Source organism: Anaeromyxobacter oryzisoli (assembly GCF_022690765.1).
Classification (GTDB): domain Bacteria; phylum Myxococcota; class Myxococcia; order Myxococcales; family Anaeromyxobacteraceae; genus Anaeromyxobacter; species Anaeromyxobacter oryzisoli.
Map to the genome: position 1 here is coordinate 1 of NZ_JALCZA010000011.1, position 20,807 is coordinate 20,807.

General features: G+C 72.6%; 11 protein-coding genes. 5 read left to right on the forward strand and 6 right to left on the reverse strand.

The genetic code is table 11. The features are described 5' to 3' along the window. Nucleotides 1–369: 369 nt before the first annotated feature. From MNZ27_RS05785 to MNZ27_RS05810, 6 genes are all read right to left on the reverse strand, one after another. On the reverse strand, nucleotides 370–606 hold the full coding sequence (locus tag MNZ27_RS05785; protein ID WP_242393091.1) for a hypothetical protein: 237 nt from the start codon (nucleotides 604–606) through the stop codon (nucleotides 370–372). A gap of 407 nt (nucleotides 607–1,013) precedes the next feature. Next, nucleotides 1,014–2,192: an HNH endonuclease gene (locus MNZ27_RS05790; RefSeq protein ID WP_242393092.1), complete on the reverse strand. Its 1,179-nt coding sequence runs from the start codon at nucleotides 2,190–2,192 to the stop codon at nucleotides 1,014–1,016. Between the two features lie 570 nt (nucleotides 2,193–2,762). Further along, on the reverse strand, nucleotides 2,763–3,824 hold the full coding sequence (cydB, locus tag MNZ27_RS05795) for a cytochrome d ubiquinol oxidase subunit II (RefSeq protein ID WP_242393093.1): 1,062 nt from the start codon (nucleotides 3,822–3,824) through the stop codon (nucleotides 2,763–2,765). A 13-nt stretch (nucleotides 3,825–3,837) separates the two neighbouring features. Next, entirely contained in the window at nucleotides 3,838–5,178 is a 1,341-nt protein-coding gene (locus tag MNZ27_RS05800; RefSeq protein WP_242393094.1) for a cytochrome ubiquinol oxidase subunit I, read from the reverse strand. A 192-nt stretch (nucleotides 5,179–5,370) separates the two neighbouring features. Next, complete coding sequence (locus tag MNZ27_RS05805) at nucleotides 5,371–6,828, reverse strand: sigma-54-dependent transcriptional regulator (RefSeq protein ID WP_242393095.1); 1,458 nt, start codon at nucleotides 6,826–6,828, stop codon at nucleotides 5,371–5,373. Beyond that, nucleotides 6,825–8,630 carry a PAS domain S-box protein gene (locus tag MNZ27_RS05810; protein ID WP_242393096.1) on the reverse strand — a complete coding sequence of 602 codons (1,806 nt, stop codon included), beginning with the start codon at nucleotides 8,628–8,630 and terminating at the stop codon, nucleotides 6,825–6,827. Before MNZ27_RS05810 ends, MNZ27_RS05805 begins: the two co-directional genes overlap by 4 nt. A 608-nt stretch (nucleotides 8,631–9,238) precedes the next feature. Between MNZ27_RS05810 and MNZ27_RS05815 the strand changes: the two genes are divergently transcribed. From MNZ27_RS05815 to MNZ27_RS05830, 5 genes are read left to right on the forward strand one after another with little or no spacing between them, the layout of a single operon-like run. Further along, on the forward strand, nucleotides 9,239–17,692 hold the full coding sequence (locus tag MNZ27_RS05815) for a CxxxxCH/CxxCH domain c-type cytochrome (protein WP_242393097.1): 8,454 nt from the start codon (nucleotides 9,239–9,241) through the stop codon (nucleotides 17,690–17,692). A 19-nt stretch (nucleotides 17,693–17,711) separates the two neighbouring features. Then, a complete protein-coding gene (locus MNZ27_RS05820) occupies nucleotides 17,712–18,698 on the forward strand; it encodes a hypothetical protein (RefSeq protein ID WP_242393098.1) in 987 nt (328 codons plus the stop codon). Continuing rightward, entirely contained in the window at nucleotides 18,695–19,204 is a 510-nt protein-coding gene (locus tag MNZ27_RS05825; protein WP_242393099.1) for a hypothetical protein, read from the forward strand. Before MNZ27_RS05820 ends, MNZ27_RS05825 begins: the two co-directional genes overlap by 4 nt. Next, on the forward strand, nucleotides 19,201–19,332 hold the full coding sequence (locus MNZ27_RS23430) for a hypothetical protein (protein ID WP_277957631.1): 132 nt from the start codon (nucleotides 19,201–19,203) through the stop codon (nucleotides 19,330–19,332). Before MNZ27_RS05825 ends, MNZ27_RS23430 begins: the two co-directional genes overlap by 4 nt. Before the next feature lie 33 nt (nucleotides 19,333–19,365). After that, entirely contained in the window at nucleotides 19,366–20,394 is a 1,029-nt protein-coding gene (locus MNZ27_RS05830) for a hypothetical protein (RefSeq protein ID WP_242393100.1), read from the forward strand. The last annotated feature ends 413 nt before the right edge of the window (nucleotides 20,395–20,807 follow it).

Sequence of the window (20,807 nt, forward strand, 5' to 3'; positions counted from 1 at the left end):
CCGCGAAAGGAGCGCGATCCAACACTCACCGTGAAGCCATCGGCCGCCTCGCGAACGGACGGTAGCGCGACGTGCGATTCGAGGCCACGGCGCCGGCCAAGGCTCGTTGCGCTCTCGGTGAAACGCGAGCCTCTTCGGGGCCGATCTTGCGCAGACGGTTTCCATGGCATCGTGACGCCCCGGCCTTTCCATCTTCCTGAGCCCGGACCGCTCGTCATTCAGGGCCGTTCGCCTGCAAGGCCCCTCCTCGACCGGGCCTGCTCTCTGCCCGAGATGTGTTGAATCCTGAGGGCGCAGCCCCCGTGTAACCTGGCTAAACGAGGGCGCGAGGCGCGACACCGAAGGTGTTCGCGGATCGCGAACCCTCGTTTAGCTCGCGCGGGCGCGGAGGCGCTCCGCGAGGCCAGCGGTCGTCATCCTCGGCCAGGCAGCCGGCGCGGGGCGCACGGCCTCCGCGATCGCCTCCACGGCCCGGACCAGCCCCCGCCCGGCCGCGGCGAGCAGCACGACGGGGATGAGGAAGATGCCGAACAACGGGACGACGATCGCGAGGACGGCTACGAGGGACATCGCGGCGGCGGCCTGGGCTCCAGTGGTCTGCTGCATTGTGGACCTCCAAGGTTGGGAATCCACGATGCGCGCGTCCCCGGCGCGGGGAGAGACGCAAGAACGGATGGTCCATCAGCCATCGTTATGCTTGCGCTCTCTGCCATCACCGGATGAAGGGGGCTGGGTACACAACGACCCACGAGCGCAGGCGTGTCTGGAAGGCGCTGAGGGGCCGCGGGTGCGAGCGCGCCTGCACGGCAAGCGTGGGGCTGGCTCGAGAAGGATGTGGAGGCCGGGGCGCCGCCCGCGGACGGGAACCGGAGTGACAAGATCGGCCCCGAAACAGCCCGTGCTTCACCGGCTTGATGAGGCGCCCGCCGCGACTCTCGCCCGCCACCGTCGCGGGTGCGACGGGGAAGCGCCGCACGTGTCACCGTCGGCCGCGAGCCGGAGCGGCTATCCGCTCACCCCGAGCGCTTCTTCTTCACTGCGCGCGGTGGCTGCGGCTCCGTTCGCGCGACAGGTGCGGAGTCGATGAGCCCACCGTTCGACCGCCGCCTGAACCGGTCCATCAAGGCGTCCCCGAAGACCTTCCGAGCGGCGAGCTGGTTGTGAAAGAAACAGAGGAGGTAGATGTTCTCGACCGTGGGCGGGCCGCCCAGGGCCTCGGCCTCGCGGTGTTCGAACTCGAGTTGGTAGGTCGAGCCGCAGATGCCGCCGGAGTCGAGGGGGTACTGGCAGCGGCCGCCGTCGCGGAGCCAGACCTGGCGCTTCACCTCGGCGGAGAGGTGCTCCGGTTTCGAGGGGCGGCGCTTCGCGAGCGGCTTCTGCACGAGCCCCCTCCGCTTGGCGCTCCGGGCGAGGAGGAGGTCGAGGCCGACCTCGAGGATCTCCTCCGTGGTGGCACCGAAATGCGAATGGGAGAGCGCATCCCGCGCAGCGTCGAGCTTCTCGAGAAAGCGGCGGGAGACGTTGAAATGAAGGTGCCGGAGGTCGGCGCTGAGCGGCTCGATGGATGTGCCACGGGGCTCGCGGGAAGATGGGGCTTGCGCCGCAGCGCGCGGAGAGTTGGCATCGACAGGGTTTTCCGGCGAACCTCGCGCCTCGAGCAGCTCGAACGGCGCCGCCGTGACGACGTTCGGAGCTGCGATCGCGAGCGCCCCGCCCGGGCTCGCCGCCGCCGCGATCTCGAGACCCGGAACGACCTCCTCCGTGGCCGGGGCGCGCACCGCCGTCACGATCTCGCGATGCGGCGGTTTCTCGACCGGCTTGATCTCGGCTGCAACCTCCGCCGCCTCGTGCTTCGAGCGGTGGAAGAACCGCGGCAGCACCTCCGCCCGGTTCTCGGGCGAGATCACCTTCGCCAGCTCCGCGATGCTCGAGATGCAAAGTCGCCCATCGCGCAACGGCTCGATCACCTCGGGGAACCGCTGCACCAGCTCGGCCGCGGTCTTCCGGTAGAACGCCGCCCCCTTCGAAAGCCCGAGCTCGCGATGGAGGAACCAGAACAGGCTCGAGTAGCCGAGCTCGACCCAGAGCCGCCGGCGATCGAAATCGGCGAGCGCGACGAGAAAATCGGCCATGCAGTCGTGCTCGCGGCGGAGGAGCTCGGAGAGCCGGGCGGAGAGATCGCGTGCGTTCATGAGCGGATCGTCTCACGGGAATTCGCGGCCTCCGCAGACGCACGCAATTGCGCCCTGGCGCGAGAACGGGAACCCGCCTTCGCGCCTCGGCCCCGCAAGGACTCCCGGCGCACGGCGCCCCCGCGGCGCTGCGAGAGAGGCCTCTTCGGACCACCTGGACTCGCGAAGCGTCACCGACCGGAAAACGCGTCAATCGCTGAGTGGTGAAATCGGGGTTCCTGCGAAAGGACTGCGCCCCAATGCTCACCGTGAAGCCATCGGCCGCCTCGCGAACGAGCGGCAGCGCGACGGGGGACTCAGGCCATGGTGCCGGCGGAAGCTCGCAGCGCTATCGGTGAAACGCGGGCCTCTTCGGGGCCGATCTTGCGCAGACGATTCCCACGCACTGCGGCGCCCCGGCCTTTTCATCTTCCCGAGCCCAGACCGTTCGTCGTTCAGGGCCGTTCGCCTGCAAGGTCCCTCCTCGACCGGGACTGCTCTTTGCGCGAGGACATGATGGATCCTGAAGCCTGGAAGGCACCTTGAGCATGGGCAGGTCCCGCGCTGGCAAGCAGCATGTGCCACAGCGTTTCAATACGAGTGGGTTCCATCATGGGGCTCACGCTGGCCGCTCGACGCCTGCACCAGGGCCGGCGCGGCCACGACCTTCCCGCGGAACAGCCGGTACACGAAGATCGAGTAGGCGAGCACGAGCGGGACGCCGAGGGCGGCGATGACGAGCATCGCCCCAAGCGCCCGGGGCGAGGACGACGCGTTGTAGGCCGTCAGGCTGTTCGCGAGGTCGAGCGACGAGGGCACGATCACGGGGAAGGCCGACACCGCCGTGACGAGGATCATCCCGGCGAGGGTGACCGAGGACGCCACGAACGCCGCGCCGGCCCGCCCGCGCCGCGAGAGGACGGGGACGGCGAAGAGGGCGACGAGGGTCACGACGGCGAGCGCGAGCCAGAGCGGGTCCCCGACCTTCCGGAACAGGAACGGGGACGTCGCCCAGGTGGCGACCGTCGCGGCCGCGTAGAGCGCGGCGAACGCGCCCCAGAGCGGCGTCACCCAGCGCGCCAGGCGGGCCTCGAGGGCGCCGGTGGTCTTCAGGCGGAGGTAGAGCGCCCCGTGCATCGTGAACATGGCGAGGGAGAGGACGCCGACGAGGAGCGCGTACGGGTTCAGGAGGCCGAGGAAGTGTCCCGCCCACTCGTGCTCGGCGGTCACGGGCACCCCGCGCAGCACGTTCCCCACCGCCACCCCGAAGAGGACGGCCGGGAGGAGGCTGCCGAGGCCGAAGGCGAGGTCGAAGCCACGCCGCCACGCCGGCCCGTCGCCGAGGAGCCGGAACTCCATCGCCACCGCGCGGCCGATGAGCGCGACGAGCACGAGCATCAGCGCGAGGTAGAAGCCGCTGAACACCGTGGCGTAGACCACCGGGAAGGCCGCGAAGAGCGCGCCCCCGCCGGTGAGGAGCCACACCTCGTTGCCGTCCCAGAACGGCCCGATGGCCTGGAGGTGGACGCGCCGCTCCCCCTCGTCCCGCGCGAGCAGGGAGAGGACGCCGACGCCGAGGTCGAAGCCGTCGAGGACGGCGTACCCGGCGAAGAGGACGGCGACGAGGGCGAACCAGATCGTGTCGAGAGCCATGGCGGTCTCCTGGCTAGGCGGCGGCGCGGGCGGCGGGCTCGACGTCCACGGCCGGGGCGATCCGCGCCTTGCGGATCATGAGGGTGAGCCAGAGCGCGAAGAGCCCGAGGTAGACGAGCCCGAAGAGCCCCAGCGAGAAGGCGATCTCGGCCGCGGACACCGCGGGCGAGTGCGCCTGGCCGGTCCGGAGCAGGCCGTAGACGATCCAGGGCTGCCGGCCCACCTCGGCCGCGACCCACCCGAGCTCGCACGCGGCGAGCGGGAGCGGCATGGACCAGAGCAGGAGGCGGAGCGTGCGGCGATCCTCGAAGAGCTTGCCGCGGTAGAGCTGCCACGCGGCCCACGCCATGAGGGCGATGAACCACCCGCCGAGCGCCACCATGTTGTGGAACGAGACGAAGGTGAGCCAGAGCGGCGGCCGGTTTTCGGGCGCGAACTGGTCGATCCCCTGGACGTGCGCGCTCGCGTCGCCGAACGCCATCCAGGAGAGCAGGCCCGGGATCTCGACCTTCGCGCGGAGGGTCGGCGGGTCCGAGAACGGCACCGCGAACAGGACCAGCGGCGCGCCCGACTGGCTGGTGTAGAGCCCCTCGATGGCCGCGAACTTCTCCGGCTGCGTGCGGGCGACCTGCTGCGCGTGGAGGTGGCCGGAGGGCATCGCCTCGAGGCAGGAGACGACGAGCCCCCACGCCACCGCGAGCTTCAGCGCCTTGCGCGCGAAGGGCGCGCGCGGGTCCCGGAGCAGGTGCCACGCCGAGACGCCCGCCATGATGAACGCGCCCACCACCAGGGCGGCGATCACGGTGTGGGCGTACCGCGGGAGCGTGGAGGGGTTCAGCGCGGCGGCCCAGAAGTCGGTGAGCTCGGCGCGGCCGTTCCGGACCACGTACCCGGCCGGCGTCTGCTGCCAGGAGTTGGCGATGATGATCCAGAGCGCGGAGAGGGTCGCGCCGACCGCGACCATCAGCGCCGAGAACCAGTGCAGCCGCCTCGAGACGCGCCCTCGGCCCCAGAGGTAGACGCCGAGGAAGGTGGACTCGAGGAAGAACGCGAAGAGCCCCTCGGCGGCGAGCGGCGCGCCGAAGACGTCGCCCACGAACCTCGAATAGGCGGACCAGTTCGTCCCGAACTGGAACTCCATCACGATGCCGGTCGCCACGCCGACGGCGAAGGTGACGGCGAAGAGCTTGCCGAAGAGCTTCCCCACCGCCTCGTAGGCGGCGTCCTGCCGCTTCCAGGCGAACCACTCGGCGATGACGAGCAGCCACCCCAGGCCGATGGAGATCGGCGGGAACAGGTAGTGGAACCCGGCCGTGACGGCGAACTGCACCCGGGCGAGCGTCAAGGCGTCCATGGCCCTCTCCTCGTGAGGGCGGTGCCGCGCGGTCGCGTCCATCATGGACGCGGCGGCGGCCTCGCGCCCCCGCGGGGCCAGTCAGCAACCGCGGTGCCACGCGCGAACCCCGCGGAATGGAAGGGCTCGCGGGAGAGGGGAGGTGGGGGGTGGGGCGATCTTGCCGGCGGGCGGTGGGATCGTCTTGTACGTTCACCCGTCGTTCAGGTCGTCGTCCGGGGCGGGGTCCGGACCTGGCCCGGGGCGCAGCGGGCCGACCAGGCCGTGGCGCTGGATCTTCGCGAACAGCGTCCGGCGGTCGATGCCGAGGAGCCGGGCCGCCATCGAGCGGTTCCACCCGGTCATCGCCAGCACGCGCTCGATGTGGGCCTTCTCGACCTCGGCGAGGGACAGGCCGGCGACGCCCTCGGTCGCCGCCGCGCCGTCCTCGCGCGCGGGCGCCGCGGCCGCGACCGGCTGCCGGACGGCGGGGGGCAGGTCGGCGACGTCGATGCGCCGCCCGCGGGCCGACACGAAGGCGCGCTCCACCGCGTTCCGCAGCTCGCGCACGTTGCCGGGCCAGCGGTACGCCGCGAGCGCCTTCAGCGCCGCCTCGGTGAACCCCAGCGCGGGAGCGCCCTGCGCCAGGGCGATCTCGACGAGCAGGTGCTCGGCGAGGGGCGGCACGTCCTCCGGCCGCGCCGCGAGCGGCGGCATCTCCACCCGGAGCACGTTCAGTCGGTAGAAGAGGTCCTCGCGGAACGCGCCCCGCCTCACCATCGCCTCGAGGTCGCGGTTCGCCGCCGCCACCACCCGCAGGTCCACCTTCACCGGCCGCACGCTGCCGACCGGCGTCACCTCGCCCTCCTGCAGCACGCGGAGGAGCTTCGCCTGCTGCGCGAGCGGGATCTCCGCCACCTCGTCCAGGAAGAGGGTGCCGCCCGAGGACTGCTCCACGAACCCGGGCTGCGCCTCGGTGGCGCCGGTGAAGGCCCCCTTGCGGTGGCCGAACAGGGCGCTCTCGAAGAGCGGCTCGGGGATGGCGGCGCAGTTCACGGGGACGAACGGGCCGGCGGCGCGGGGGCCGCCGAAGTGGACGGCGCGCGCGGCGAGCTCCTTCCCGGTGCCGGACGGGCCCGTCACGAGCACGGTCGCGGTCACGCTCGCCGCGTCCCGGAGCGCGCGGCGCACCTCGCCCAGGGCGGCGCTCGTCCCGATGAGCCGGTCCGCCGAGAAGGGACCCTGGGCGGCCCGCCGGAGCCCCTCGACCTCGCGGCGCAGCTCCAGCTCGCGGGCCGCGTTGCGCAGCACCGCCGCCACCGTCTCCACCTTGAACGGCTTCACCACGTAGCTGTACGCGCCCGCCTGCATCGCCTCGACGGCGTCGTCCACGCTCCCGAAGGCGGTCATGAGGACGACCTTCGCCGCCGGGTGGCGCGCCCGGAGCTCGGCGAGGAGCGTCCGCCCGTCCATCCCGGGCATGCGCACGTCGGAGAGGACCACGTCGGCGGGGGCCGCCTCGAGGAGCTGGAGCGCGGCCGCGCCGCCGCCCGCGCCGCGCACGGCGTAGCCGATCCGGTCGAGGTGCCGGGTGAGGATGTCGAGGAGGCGCGGGTCGTCCTCGACGACGAGCACGCGCAGCGCCCCCGCCGCCTCGCCGGGCCCGCTCACGCGACCTCCGCGGCGGCCGGGAGCTGCACCACGAACGCGGCCCCGCCCAGCGGGCCGTCGCCCACCCGCAGATCGCCGCCGTGCTCGGCGACGATCCGCGCGCAGACGGCGAGGCCGAGGCCGGTGCCCTCCGCGCGCGTGGTGAAGAACGGGTCGAAGATCCGCTCGCGCAGCGCGGGCGGGACGCCCGGCCCGTCGTCGTAAACCTCCATGCGGACCATGCGTTCGCCCTCCTGCTCGATCGTCTGCGCGCGGACGCCGATGCGGCCCCCCTCCGCCACCGCCTGCGCGGCGTTGACGAGTAGGTTCAGGAGCACCTGGTGCAGCCCGTCCGGATCGGCGTCCACCGCGGGCAGGTCGACGGGGAGCTCGGCCTCGAGGCGCACCCGCCTGCGATCGAGCGTGATGCGCAGGAGCGAGCGCACGCGGTCGAGCGCGCCCGCGAGCGGGACCGCGATCCGGCCGGTCCGGCCGCCGCGGGCGAAGGAGAGCAGGTCGCGGACGAGCCGGCTGATCCGCTCGGTCTCGGCCACGATCCCCTCGAGCTTGCCGCGCGCGTCCGGCGCCGCGTCGGGGAGGAGGTACTCGGCGGTGGCGCTGATGACGTTGAGCGGCGTGCCGATCTCGTGGGCGAGCCCCGCCGCGAGGCTGCCGACCATCGCGAGCTTCTCGGAGCGGACGAGCTGTCGATCCAGCCGGGCCTGCGCCGACACGTCACGGGCGACCAGGGCGACGCCGCTCGGGCTCCCCGCGCCGCCCAGCACCGCGGCCGAGACGTCCACCGGCACGGGCTCGCCGCGGGCGTCGTGCCACTCCAGGCGCACGCCGCGCACCGGGCGGCCGCGCGCGGCGCGCTCGAGCAGCCGCGCGAGCGGCTCGGCCGGCGCCACCCGCGCGAGCGGCTGGCCCACCATCTCGGCCGCGGCGCGCCCGAGGAGCTGCTCGGCGCCGCGGTTCCAGCTCGTGACCTTCCCGTCGAGATCGACGGCGACGATCGCGTCCGCGGCCTCGCGGCTGATGTGGGCGAGGAGCTGCTCCTGCCGGAGCACGCGCCCGCGGAGCTGATGGAGCGCCGAGAGATCCTCGATCGCGCAGGTGCGCCCCACGAGCTCGCCCGCCTCGCCGCGGAGGGCGACCGCGGTGATCGCGACCGGCACCAGTCGCCCGTCGCGCGCCCTGCGGACCGTCTCGAGGCGCGGCGCGCGCCCCTCGGCCACGACCCGCGCCGCGAGCGCGCGCTCCTCGTCGGCGCGGTCCTCGGGGATCAGCAGCGCGACCCTGCGCCCCAGCACCTCCTCGACGGTCCAGCCGAGCATCGCCGCCGCGCCGGGGCTCCACGAGACGATCCGCTCCTCGCGATCGACGACCAGGTGCGCGGTGCTCCCCGCCTCCGCGGGCGCGCGGCCGGCGAGGTCGGGGACGAGCGCGTTCAGGCGCAGGAAGGTCTCCGCGACCCAGGCGAGCCGCCCCGAGGCGTCCTCCACCGGGACGGCCCGGACGCGCCACGCCTCCGGCCGCTCGCCGGGGCGGCCGCGCTCGCGCACGCCCTCCTGCGCCTCGCCGGTGCGGAACACGAGGAGGGGCAGGCAATCCGCGCAGCGCTGCGACCGGTGCCACAGGGCCGCGAAGCAGTGATCGGCCCCGCAGGAGAGCTCGGAGGCCTGCTCGCGGACGAACGCGTTCGCGAGCTGCACCCGGAGCTCGCGGTCCACCAGCGTGATCCCGATGCCCAGCGCGGCGAGCGCGTCGCCGAGGGGCGCGAGGTCCGAGGGGGAGGCGATGCGGAGCGAGGAGGCCGTCACCTGGCGACTCTAAACGAGGGTTCGCGATTCGCGAACACCTTCGGTGTCGCGCCTCGCGCCCTCGTTTAGCCATTTTACACGGGGGCTGCGCCCCCGCCCCGTCGAGCGAGGCTCCCCAGCGCACGCAGAGCGTGCGCGTGTTCGATGATGCCTCACCCCGCGAAGCGGGGCCCACGCGCGCTGGCGCGCGCTGTCCCGCGGGGAGGGGCGCTGCCCCTCCCCACCTGCGGTGGGGCCCCTCCCCGCTGACCGTTCTCGAATCATGACCGACCGTTTAGCGCCGAACCGGGGCGCGGGGAGGCACGCCGAGCCGCGCGCCAGTTCGGCGGCGCGCGTGCGGCCGGGGAAGAGCGGGAGGTGGTTGGCGGAAAGTGAACATGCGCGAGATGGCGCACCCCGCGCGATTCCGCGCATGTAGGCGACCATCTCTACGAACAGCGTGCTCGCGTTCACGATTTCGTAACGACGTGAATTCACTGGTGCTCAAACTGTAGGCGGCTGTGGGTTCGTGTGCGCCCATGCGGCGGAATGCCACGTGCAGGGCACTTTGTCGCGGGAGTTTGCCCCGAGATCGAGCTCGCGGGGCGCGGACGGAGAGGGTGCCAGGCATGCGCAGGCAGGGTCGGTGGATCTGGGCGATCGCGGTCGTCGTGTCGGCGCTGCTCGCCTCGGCTCTCGCGCTGGCGGCGCCTCCGAGCCCCCCTGGCCCCCCTGGAACCCCGACGTACTCGAACGTCGCCTCGACGACGCTGACAGTGAACTGGACCGCTCCGACCTCGGGCGGGAGCGTCGCGAGCTACACGGTCCAGCGCTCGCCGGACGGCACGACCTTCACCAGCATCGTGACGGGCCTCGCTGCGGGGACCTTGACCTACAGCGACTCGGGCCTCACCGCGGCTACCCAGTACTGGTACCGGATCGTCGCGGTCGGGACCGGGGGCGCCGGCTCGACCACGGGCAGCGCGAGCACCGTGACGACGCTGGCGCCGCCCGCGGCGCCCGGGACACCCGGGACCCCGACGTACACGAGCGTGGCGCAGACCACGCTCACGGTGAGCTGGACGGCTCCGACCTCGGGCGGAACCGTCTCGAGCTACACGGTCCAGCGCTCGCCGGACGGCACGAGCTACACCAGCATCGCGACGGGCCTCACCGGGCTGAGCTACCCCGACTCGGGCCTCACCGCGGGCACCCGGTACTGGTACCAGATCATCGCCGTCGGACCGGGCGGCTCGACCACCGGCAACGCGAGCAGCGTGACGACCCTCGCGCCCTCGGGCGCGACCGCGCTCGTCTCCGGCACGGATCCCGCCGCGGTGACGGTCTGCCCGGGGGACGCCGGGATCTACGCCGACCAGTTCGGCTTCACGGCGACGGGGGTCGCGGACACGATCGGGAACGTCACCGCCTCCGGCCTCGGGGCGACGCCCGCCATCTCGCAGCTCGAGCTGCGGCAGGACGACGGCGTGACGTCGGTGATGACGGGGACGCCCGCCGCGAACACGTACACGTTCACGGGCGCCAACCTCGCCGCGCCGGTCGGGACGACCTCCTACCGCCTCTACTTCACCGCCAAGACCCGCGCGCAGCTCGGCGCGAAGGGCGCGTTCACCGTCACCCCGCTCGTGGGCGCGTTCACCTCGACCAACGCCCAGTCCGGGAGCGACACGGCCCAGACGTTCACCATCGACAACGTCGCGTTCACGAACGTGGGCGCGGTGAGCGCCACCGCGAGCAGCTCCACCGCGATCGCGCTGTCCTGGACGGCGGTCGCGGGCGCCTCCGGCTACGTCGTCTACGCGCAGGACGGCGGCGCCCCCGCGAGCGTCCCGACCGACGGCACGATCCCGTCCGCGGGTACGCCGCAGCCGGCGGGCACGCCCTGGGTCGCCTACTCCGGCGTCACCGCCGGCGCCACCGCGTCCGGCCTCACCGCCGGGCACACCTACTACTTCGCGGTCTACGCCCGGGACCCGTGCGTGAACTGGTCGCAGGTGGCCTCCACCGCGGCGGCGACCACCCTCGCGCCCTTCATCGCGGAGGGCGACACCACCGCGAACAGCCCGAAGCCGTCGGCCTCGATCGTGAACCCCGCCGCGAACGCCGCGGTGTTCCCGGCGTTCCGCGTCCAGGCGCGCGTCGCCAGCCCGAACGGGGCCGCGATCACCGGCGTCACGCTCTCCTGGGGCGGGTCGAGCAAGGCGATGGCCCGGAACTCCAACTATGGGACGGCGGCGGACAGCGGCGTCTACGAGTGCACGCTCACCTCCAGCGACGTCGCCGCGGGCGGGTACACGCTCGTCGCCGTCGCGACGAACGCCTCCGGGAGCGTCAACTCGCGGTCGGTCCCGATCACCGTCGGCACGTCCACCGGCGACGGCAACCTGCTCGTCCGCGACGACGCGAGCCAGCTCTGCACCGACTGCCACGCGCTGGCGGCGCACGGCTCGGGGACCACCTCGAGCCAGTACGGCGCGTGGTCCACGACCTGCCGCGACTGCCACACGCCGCACGGGACGACCAACCTCTCGCTCGTCGCGCCCCGGATCACCCCGCCCGCGTTCACCGCCTCGCAGCCGGCGAAGGCGGTCTCGTTCCTGAACAAGACCGGCTACGCCGCGAGCTCGTACGCGAGCAGCGCCGCCAACGGCCCGTGCCAGGTCTGTCACACCCGGACCCAGTTCTACCGCGCGGACGGCACGTCGCCCGGTGGCACCCACGAGACCGGCCCGTGCTTCAACTGTCACAACCACACGAAGGGGCTCGCGGCGAGCTGCACGCAGTGCCACGGCGACGCTACCCGGACGAAGAACCCGGCCATCGCCGGGACGGTGGACTCGCACCTCACGGCGGCGCCGCCGGTGGACACGAGCGGGGCGACGACGGGCGTGCGGGTCGGCGCGCACGTGGCGCACGTGAACCAGACGACGTACCGGACGAACGCGCTCGCCTGCGCGGACTGCCACCCCGTCCCGAACACGCACCAGGGGACGCGCGACGCGGCCTGGAGCGCGCTCGCCTCCACCGGGAACGGCACGAGCTACACGATCTCCCCGGCGGCGGGGCCGAGCTACACCACGACCTGGGAGGCGGCGCCTACCTGCACCAACTGGTGCCACGGCGCGGGCATCGCCGGCGGCGGGTCGAACACCGCGCCGAGCTGGGCCGGCGGCTCGAGCCAGGCCGCGTGCGGCACCTGCCACGCTCTGCCGCCGCCGGTGGGCGGGAGCGGGAACAACCACCCGCAGAACAGCACCTGCTCGAGCTGCCACGGCGCCGGGTACACCGGGGGCGCGACCCCGAGCGTCGCCGGCGCGGCGAAGGATCTCCACGTCAACGGGTCGATCGACGCGGCGACCGGGTGCGCGGCCTGCCACGGCCAGCTCACCGGCCTCGGCGGCGTGCCGATCGCGAGCGGCGATCCCCGCGCGGCGCCGGGCTACGACACGACCTCGGTGGACACCCACGGAAACTCCGCCCGCTCGGTCGTGGGCGTCGGCGCGCACGTGAAGCACGTGAACGCGGGGCTGATGGCGGGGAAGGGGTGCTCGGTCTGCCACGGGGCGACCCCGGTGGACGGCGACGTCTCGCACGCGAACGGGACCGTGGCGGCGGGCTGGAACACGCCGGCGAACGCGCAGGGCGTCACGCCGACGCCGGCCGCGTACGACTCCACCTGGCAGGCCGGCCCGAGCTGCACCAACTACTGCCACTCGACCGGGCTGCCGCTGGGCGGGACCGTCTCGAAGAGCACCGTCACGTGGACGAGTACGACGGCGATGACCTGCACGAGCTGTCACGCCTACGGCGCCTCGCTCACGACCAACGCCCACCCGAAGCACGTCTCGACGTACGGGATCGGCTGCAAGGCGTGCCACAGCGCGACGGTGTCGGGCGACCTGGCGATCGTCTCGGGCGGCGGCGCGCACGTGAACGGGACGAACGACGCCGTGCTCGATCCGTCGGATCCGTATCCCGCGGGCGGGAGCTACGACACGACGTTCCACACCTGCTCGGCGACCTACTGCCACTCGAACGGCACGACGATCACGGCGCCCTTCGGCGCGCCGACCGGCTCCCTCGCCTGGAACGGCGGCGCCGACACCTGCACCTCCTGCCACGGCGGCCCGTCGGGCGCCGCGGCGGTGATGGGGACCACGAGCGGCTCGACGCGCCACCAGAACCACGTGGACAACGCGGCGGTGATCGGGACGAACTACGTGTGCGCCGACTGCCACGCGGCGACCGTGGCGAGCGGGAACGCGCCGCTCACCAACCAGGCGAACCACCTCAACCGCACGAAGGACATTTCGATCGCGACGCGCGGGTCCTACGCCTCGAGCGAGTCGTACACCGGCCAGACCTGCTCGACGACGTACTGCCACTCCTCGGGACAGACGACCCCCACCTACGTCCCGGTCTCCTGGACGGGCGCGGCGCTCGGCTGCAACGGGTGCCACGGGACCTCGACCACCGCGGGCGCGCCGGACTACGCGAACGGCGGCGCGGGCACCGCCACCGCGAACAGCCACCCGAAGCACACGTCCCTCGGCTCGGACTCGACGAGCTGTCCGAAGTGCCACGCCGGGACGGTCGCGGCGGCGGGCGGCGCGATCGTCTCGGGCAGCACGCTCCACACGAACGGCGCGCACGACATCCAGATCGCCGCGGCGTACGACACGAACGGCGCGACCGCGAACTACGATCCCGCCACGAAGACGTGCAGCGGGATCTCCTGCCACGTCGGCTCGAGCACGTGGGGTGGGACGCTCGCCTGCACCAACTGCCACGGCGACGCCGCGCGGACGAGCCTCACCGGCGCGGACGCGAACCAGACGGCGGCGCCGCCGCTGGGCACCTCGGGCGAGAGCGCGACGACGACGCGGGCGGTGGGGGCGCACGTCGCGCACGTGAACCAGGCCACGCTGAGGACGAACCCGCTGCCGTGCTCGGAGTGCCACCTCGGCACGACGCACAACGGCGTGAAGGAGGTGGTCTGGGGGACCATCGCCACGACGGGCGGGGCCGTCCCGACCTGGAACGGGACCACCTGCGCGACCACGTACTGCCACGCGCCGGGCGGGGCGGCGCTGGGCGGCACGAACCAGACGCCGAGCTGGACGAGCGGCAGCTCCCAGGCGGCCTGCGGCACCTGCCACGGCCTGCCGCCGCCGGTGGGCGGCGTCGCCGGGGCGGACCACCCGCAGAACCTGACGTGCTCCTCCTGCCACGGCGCCGGGTACACGGCGACCAGCCTCTCGACGGCGGCGAAGGCGACGCACATCGACGGGACGTCCCAGAAGCCCGCGAACGGCTGCACCGCGTGCCACGGCGTGCTGGCCGGCCTGACCGGCGCCGCGGTGGCGAACACCGATCCGTCCGCCGCTCCCGGCTACGTGGGGACCGCGACGGGCGTGGACACGACGGGGTCGTCGGCGACGACCTCGGCGAAGGTGGGCGCGCACGACGCGCACGTCCGTCCGGCGGGGAGCCTCAACTCCGTCGCGTCGCTCGCGTGCGCGAGCTGCCACGGCACGCTGCCTGCGAGCGGGGACACCACCCACGCGAACGGGACCATCGGGCTCGGGTGGAGCACGGTCGCGACGGGCGGCGGGACGATCACCCCCACGCCGTCGGCGTTCGGCTCGACGTGGGAGGCGACCCCGACCTGCACCAACTACTGCCACTCCAACGCCTCGCCGACAGGCGGGACGCTCGCGACCGCGACGATGACGTGGACGAGCACGACGACCCTGACCTGCTCGAGCTGCCACGCGACGGTGGCGCGTGACCGGACGGGCGGACTTGCGACGGATCTCTCGCAGAAGCACGGCAAGCACCTCGACGCGACGACGTACGCGTTCAAGTGCGACGAGTGCCACGCCGCGACCATGACGAACGACTCGGCGACGGCGATCGGCACGCCGGCGAACCACGTGAACGGCACGAAGAACGTGGTCTTCTCGACGACGCTCCTCACGACGACCATCGACCAGTCCGCGGGCACGTACTCGACCGGCACCTGCGCCTCGACCTACTGCCACTCGAACGGCACGACGACCACGGCCCCGTTCGGCACGACGGTGAGCGCCGCGCTGGCCTGGACGACCGGCACCTCGACGTGCGCCTCCTGCCACGGCGGCCCGAGCGGCGCCGCGGTGGTGATGGGCAACGGGGCGGGGAACGGGTCGGCGAAGCACCTGAACCACGTCTCCAACGCGTCGGTGCTGGGCACGAACTACGTGTGCGGCGACTGCCACGCGGCGACGGTGGCGAGCGGGAACTCGCCGATCACGACGTACGCGAAGCACGTGAACGGGGTGAAGGACGTCTCGATCGCGGCGCGCGGGACGTACACGAGCAGCGACACGACCGGGACGTGCAGCGCCACGTACTGCCACTCGGACGGGCGGCGCGGCGCGGCGAACACGAAGGTGGGGGTGACCTGGAACGACGCGGCCTGGACGGGGAACGTCTGCGCCAAGTGCCACGGCGGCACGACGGGGAACCTGTTCGGCGCACCGGACTACGCGAACGGCGGCAAGAACACCTCCACGGCCAACAGCCACGCGAAGCACGTGGCGGCGGCGACGGACTGCGCGACGTGCCACACCACCACCACCAGCACGGGCACGGCGATCCTCGCCGGCGGGCTCCACACCAACGGCGTCATCGACGTGGCGTTCAACGCGGCGAAGGCGGGCAGCGGCGCGACGTGCCAGGCCGGGACGTCCACGACCTCCGCGACGTGCACGAACATCGCCTGCCACGGGAACAACGCGACCGCGATCAGCTGGGGTGACACTGGCCTGACCTGCATCAACTGCCACGGCGGCGCGGCGGACACGGACAACTGGAACATCAGCGACGGCATCCCCGCCGTCATCAACACCGGGACCGAGTGGACGACCTACGGCCACGGCTCGAACGCCACGACGGGGACGAAGGTGGATCTGGCGCAGGGCAAGACCGGCATCGACGTCTGCCGCTACTGCCACGACTGGAACGTCGCGCACGGCGCGACGACCAACCCGTTCCGCCTGCTCGGGGTGACCGGGGCGAACGGCGCGATCACCGTTGGCAACTTCAACGCCGCGACGAACAACGGGAACGGGGTCTGCTGGAACTGCCACGGCACTGGCTCGAACGGCGTCGATCCGGATGGCTCGGGCACCGCCTACCTGGTCAAGAACGGGGCGAAGAAGATCGACGCGTATCACTACGGCGCGGGCCACACCGCCACGACGGACGGCGGCAGCCGTTGCTGGGACTGCCACGATCCGCACGGTGACGGCACGAACGTGGCGATGATCGGCACCGACACGCTGCGCGACTCGTCGGACGCGTACGGGTTGGTGGGCACCCGGTCCACCACCGGCGCGGTCCTCACCGCGCTGGGGGCGGGCGCCTACGCCAAGGGGACGACGCCGTACACGGGCGTCTGCCAGGTGTGCCACACCGCGACGAAGTACTACCGCTACGACGGGACGCTGCAGACCCACAACACGGGCGCGGACTGCATGAGCTGCCACGCGCACCAGCAGGCGACGGTGAACGTCGCCTTCGCAGGCAAGGGTGGCGGGTCCGACTGCTGGGGCTGCCACAGCGGCGGGCAGGGGAAGACGCGCGCGCTGAGCGGCGACTTCGGGCTGCAATCGCACCACGTCCGGGTCAACGCGGGCGCCTTCGGCGCCGGGAGCAACGTCGCCGGCGCGGGCACGAACGCGGACTGCGTGGTCTGCCACATGGAGGGCCAGGTCATCACGGCCTACTCGGCCGACTGCGGGTCCGGCAGCGGCACGCTGCCGATGAGCTGCACCAACCCGAGCTACCACGCGAACGGGAAGATCGACCTCCGCGACGTGGACGTCGCGGCGCCGGCCGCCGACGGCACGGGCACGTCGTTCCTGTACGACAAGGCCGCGGTCGCGGCGTCCGCGGGCGCCGCCGCCAACTGGAACAGCAGCAACCAGCGGTGGCGCGAGTGGACGTCCGGCGTGAACGAGACCAGCAACGACGGCACCGACGGCGCGCTGCCCTCCAACGCCGGCCTCGACAAGTTCTGCTTGAACTGCCACGACTCGGGCGGCGCGGCCCAGATCTCCTCGTTCCGCCTGTCTTCCGAGACGAGCCGGACGGCCACCGATCCGTTCTGGGACGGCGCCGGCAACATCACGAACGGGTACGACACCTACAACCGCGCCGACCAGGCCGGCAGCACCGCCGGTCCGACCACGGCGCCCCCGACGACCGGCGGCCACGTCATCGACATCAAGTCGAAGGTGAGCGGCAGCCCGCCGGCGCAGGGCTCGTTCGCCCGGCACGCCATTCGCGGCCAGTCCTCGTCGAAGTACGGCGCGTACACGGGGAACATCGGGACCGGCTTCACGACCATGTACGACGCGGGTCGCTTCACCGCGATGGGCACGGACGAGAGCGGCAAGCCGAACTGGAACGACACCTCCGTGATGGGCTGCGCCGACTGCCACACGACCGACGGCGCGAACGGAACGAGCGGTAACGCCCACGGGTCGACCTCGGAGTACCTGCTGAAGGACGCCTCCGGCGCCGCCACCGAGGGCGCCTACGCCAGCGGCACGGAGATCTGCGGCCGTTGTCACGCTCACGCCAGCTACGGCACGACCCACACGGGAGGGAACGGGAGCGACTTCAACGACAGCGTCGCGCAGACCGGCAGCGCGCGTCTCACGAGCTCGACCCCGAAGGGAAGCGCGGGCTCGATCTTCGGGATCGCGTGCCTGAACTGCCACGGAGGCGGGCAGGGCAACGGCTCCGGGACGGGGGACACGAACGGCTTCGGTTGGATCCACGGGACGAGCCAGGTGTTCCCGACGGGAGCGAGCGGCGCGGTGGGCACGCGCAACGCCTACCGGTTCATGAACGGCAGCTCGCTCCGCTTCTACCAGCCGGGCGCCGCGACCTGGGACACCGGGGGCGGGAGCTGCTACACGCTCGCGAACGCGACCACGTTCGGCAACTGCACGCAGCACAGCAGGTCGGCGGGCAGCCCGACCACGCTGAAGCGACCGCTCACCTACTAGGACGATGGGTGCGAGCCACGTGACGACGAGGTTTCGGAACGCCACGCGGCTCGCGCTCGTCTCGTCCGGCGCAGGATTGGCGGCGATCATCTTCGCGGTCCGCTCCGGCGCGCTGGAGGCGCGGCCGTGGCTCGTCGCAGCGGTCGGAGGCGTGGCCGCGCTGGCCGCGGCGGGGGCGCTCGCCTGCGCCGTCCAGCGCCTCGTGGCCGAAGGGGGAAGACGCGCAGCGGCGGCGGGCGAGGCCGCCGCCATGGCCGGGCTGCTCGTCATCATCGGCGTCGGCTTCGCGAACTGGCTCTTCGACTACCGAGGGCTGTTGCTGCTGACGGAGGGCGAGCAGGTGCTGCTCGGGCCCGAACGGCACCTGCGTGACGTGACCGCCGGCCCGCTGGGGCGCGTCGGCGGCCTGAGCGGCACGCTGGAGCTGGCGAAGGTCGAGCTGAGGCCGTCCCCCGACGGTGGATTCGTCCCCGCGAGCCGGCTCCTGCTCGCGACCGACGCCCCTGCGCGACGCCGGGAGATCGTCGTCGCGCCCGGCCAGCCTGGCCGCGGCTCGGGCGCGATCTTCCAGCAGGGCGCCTTCGGGTTCGTGCCGCGGATCATCGTGCAGCGGCGGGGGAAGACGCTCTTCGACCAGCCTGTCCAGCTGGAGTCGCGTCGCGACGACGCTCGGGGTATATCCTTCGAGGCGAGCATTCCGTTGCAGGACCAACAGGCGGAGCTGAAGCTCGCGGTCGACCTGAGCCGCCTCGACGAACGCATGAAGGGCCACCCCGTCCTCGGGGTCGCGCTGCGGCGCGGTGAGGAGACGATCGGCGCGGGTGAGCTGCTCCCGGGGCACGGGGCCACGATGAAGGACGGTTGGCAGGTGGGGTTCGGCGGGATGAAGATGTGGTCCGAGATCGATCTCCGCCGGCACGACTTCCACGTCGCCGCGCTGCTCGGCCTGCTGACGACGGCCGTCGGCCTGTGCGTCTGGGTCGTCGCTCGCTGGAGATCGGCGTGACGACGAGGGTCGCGGCGTTCGTGGGGGTCGCCGGGCTCGCCCTGCTCTGCGGCGCGGTGGTCGAGGCGAGCAGCCGTCGCGAGGACGGGACCTGGCTCGACGCGGCGTCGCGTGAGGCGGCGGCTCGTTCGGCGGCGCTCTTCGCGAGCCTGTCGGGTCACCTGCGAGCGAGCGGCGGGGACCGGCGGTTCGCGGAGCGGCTCCCGGCGGACGACGGGGTCGTCTCGGAGGTCCTCGCCGACATCGCGTTCGTCCAGCACCAGGGGCGCGAGGAGCGTCCGCAGCTCGTCCAGTTCGAGGTGCGCGAGGTGAAGCCCGTGGCCCCGGGCCTCGCCGAGGTCCGCGCGCGGGAGTTCTGGGTGACACGCTCGACGCGGGACGGAGCGTCGAGCCGCTCGGACGTCGTCCCGGTCCGCTACGCCGTCCGGCGCGACGGTAGAGGCTGGCGCGTCGCCGATTGGGACATCGACGTCGAGGATGGCTCGGCGTCGAGGGCACGAAGGTGACGCGCGTCTGGGCGGTGGCCGTCTCCCTGCGGACGACCCTGCGGACCACGATGGGCTGGAGGGGCCGACGGCTGGCGTGGCTCCTCGTCTCCGCGATCGTCACGGTGCTGGTCACCTTCTGGGAGTGAACCTCGTCATGTCGGGGAGCGCGCACGTCTTCAATGTGGACTAGGGCTCGCCTCGCGATCTCGCGCCTCCTCTGGAGCGTGCTCTGGTCCGTCGGCACGCCGGCGGTGTCGGTTCCGCTCGCCGTGCTGGCGGTCGCCTTCATGGGCGCCGACGCCGCCTGGCGACGCATGGGCGCGGCGCCCTCGACGCTCGCCTCGACCTGGGGTTGGTGGGGGTTCGCCTGGATCGCCGTGGCGGACGCGGGTGCCGCCGTCTTGCGCGGCCTGCCGCTCACGCTGGGAGCGGAGGGGCGATTCGAGCGGCGGTCGATCGACCGCGGCTCGATCGGCAGCGTCGCCATGAGGGTGGGGTGGTTGTTCGTGGCGCTCGGACTGGTGGCGTCGTCGGCAGGGACCGAGCCGCTGCGGTTCCGCGTCGCGCAGGGCGAGCGCTTCACCGCATCGCCGGACCAGCTCGTGGCTCGCGAGGGCCTTCGCCCGATGCGACCCGGGCCGGTGCCGCTCGACCTCCTGATCGAGCGGGTCGATGGCGGCGCGTCCGCCGGGAGGACGTCGCTGCGCGCTCGGGCCGCGGAGGCGACGGGCGGTCGGCAGATCACGCTCTCGCGGTGGCCGACGTGGCTCGCGTGGGGACGATGGCTGCGCGTCGTCGACTCCGGCGTGGCGGTCCGCGCGGACCTGACCACGGAGCGCGGCGCATCGCTCGATTCGGTCGTCGCGAAGCTGACACCGGGCGCGCGGCGCGCCGATGCAATCCGGTTCGAGGGCGCCCCGCTCCGAGCGGTGGTCTCGCCCGGCGATGGCGAGGCGTTCTCCGACGGACGGCCGCCCTCGTTGCGGGTCATGGCCTTCCGCGGGAAGCTGGCGATCGCCGAAGGGGCCGTCGCGCGCGGAGAGCCCATCGTCGTAGAGGGTGTCCGGCTCTCGTTCCCGGAGTGGCTCCCCTGGGTCGATCTCGAGCTTTCGCACGATCCCGGGCTGCCTCTGGTCTTGATCGGCGCGGTCCTCGGCGTCGTGGGCGGGGGCTCGGTCGCGCTGGGCCGCCGGCTTCGGCGGCCCTGATCCACTTCGACGCGCGCCGCAGCGTTCCGGGTCGGGCGCCCAGGTCACGATGAAGGCTCACGACCTCGGGGCGCCCTCGGCGAAGTAGCAGATCCCGCCTCGCGGAGTTCGAGCCTGGCCCTGCGGCAAAGTGTCGCTAGATTGAGTGCCGCATGCGTCAATGCGCCGCAGGTATTCTCGATTGTTTCAGGTGCGGCAAATTGTCATTCTGTCTCTTGTCTAGCGTACATCGTCGGTCGTGATGGACGTTTTACGGCTGCGCGAGATGACCCAATGGGGCACGGCGCGCATGATGGCAGATCGTCGCAGCAAAGTTGGTAGCCCAATTTCCGCCTATCTGAATGGTGCGCCACGTAAGAGCGCGCGCGGGGGTGCACGGCTTCCTGGCGGATCGTCGCTTGCAAACGGGGCCC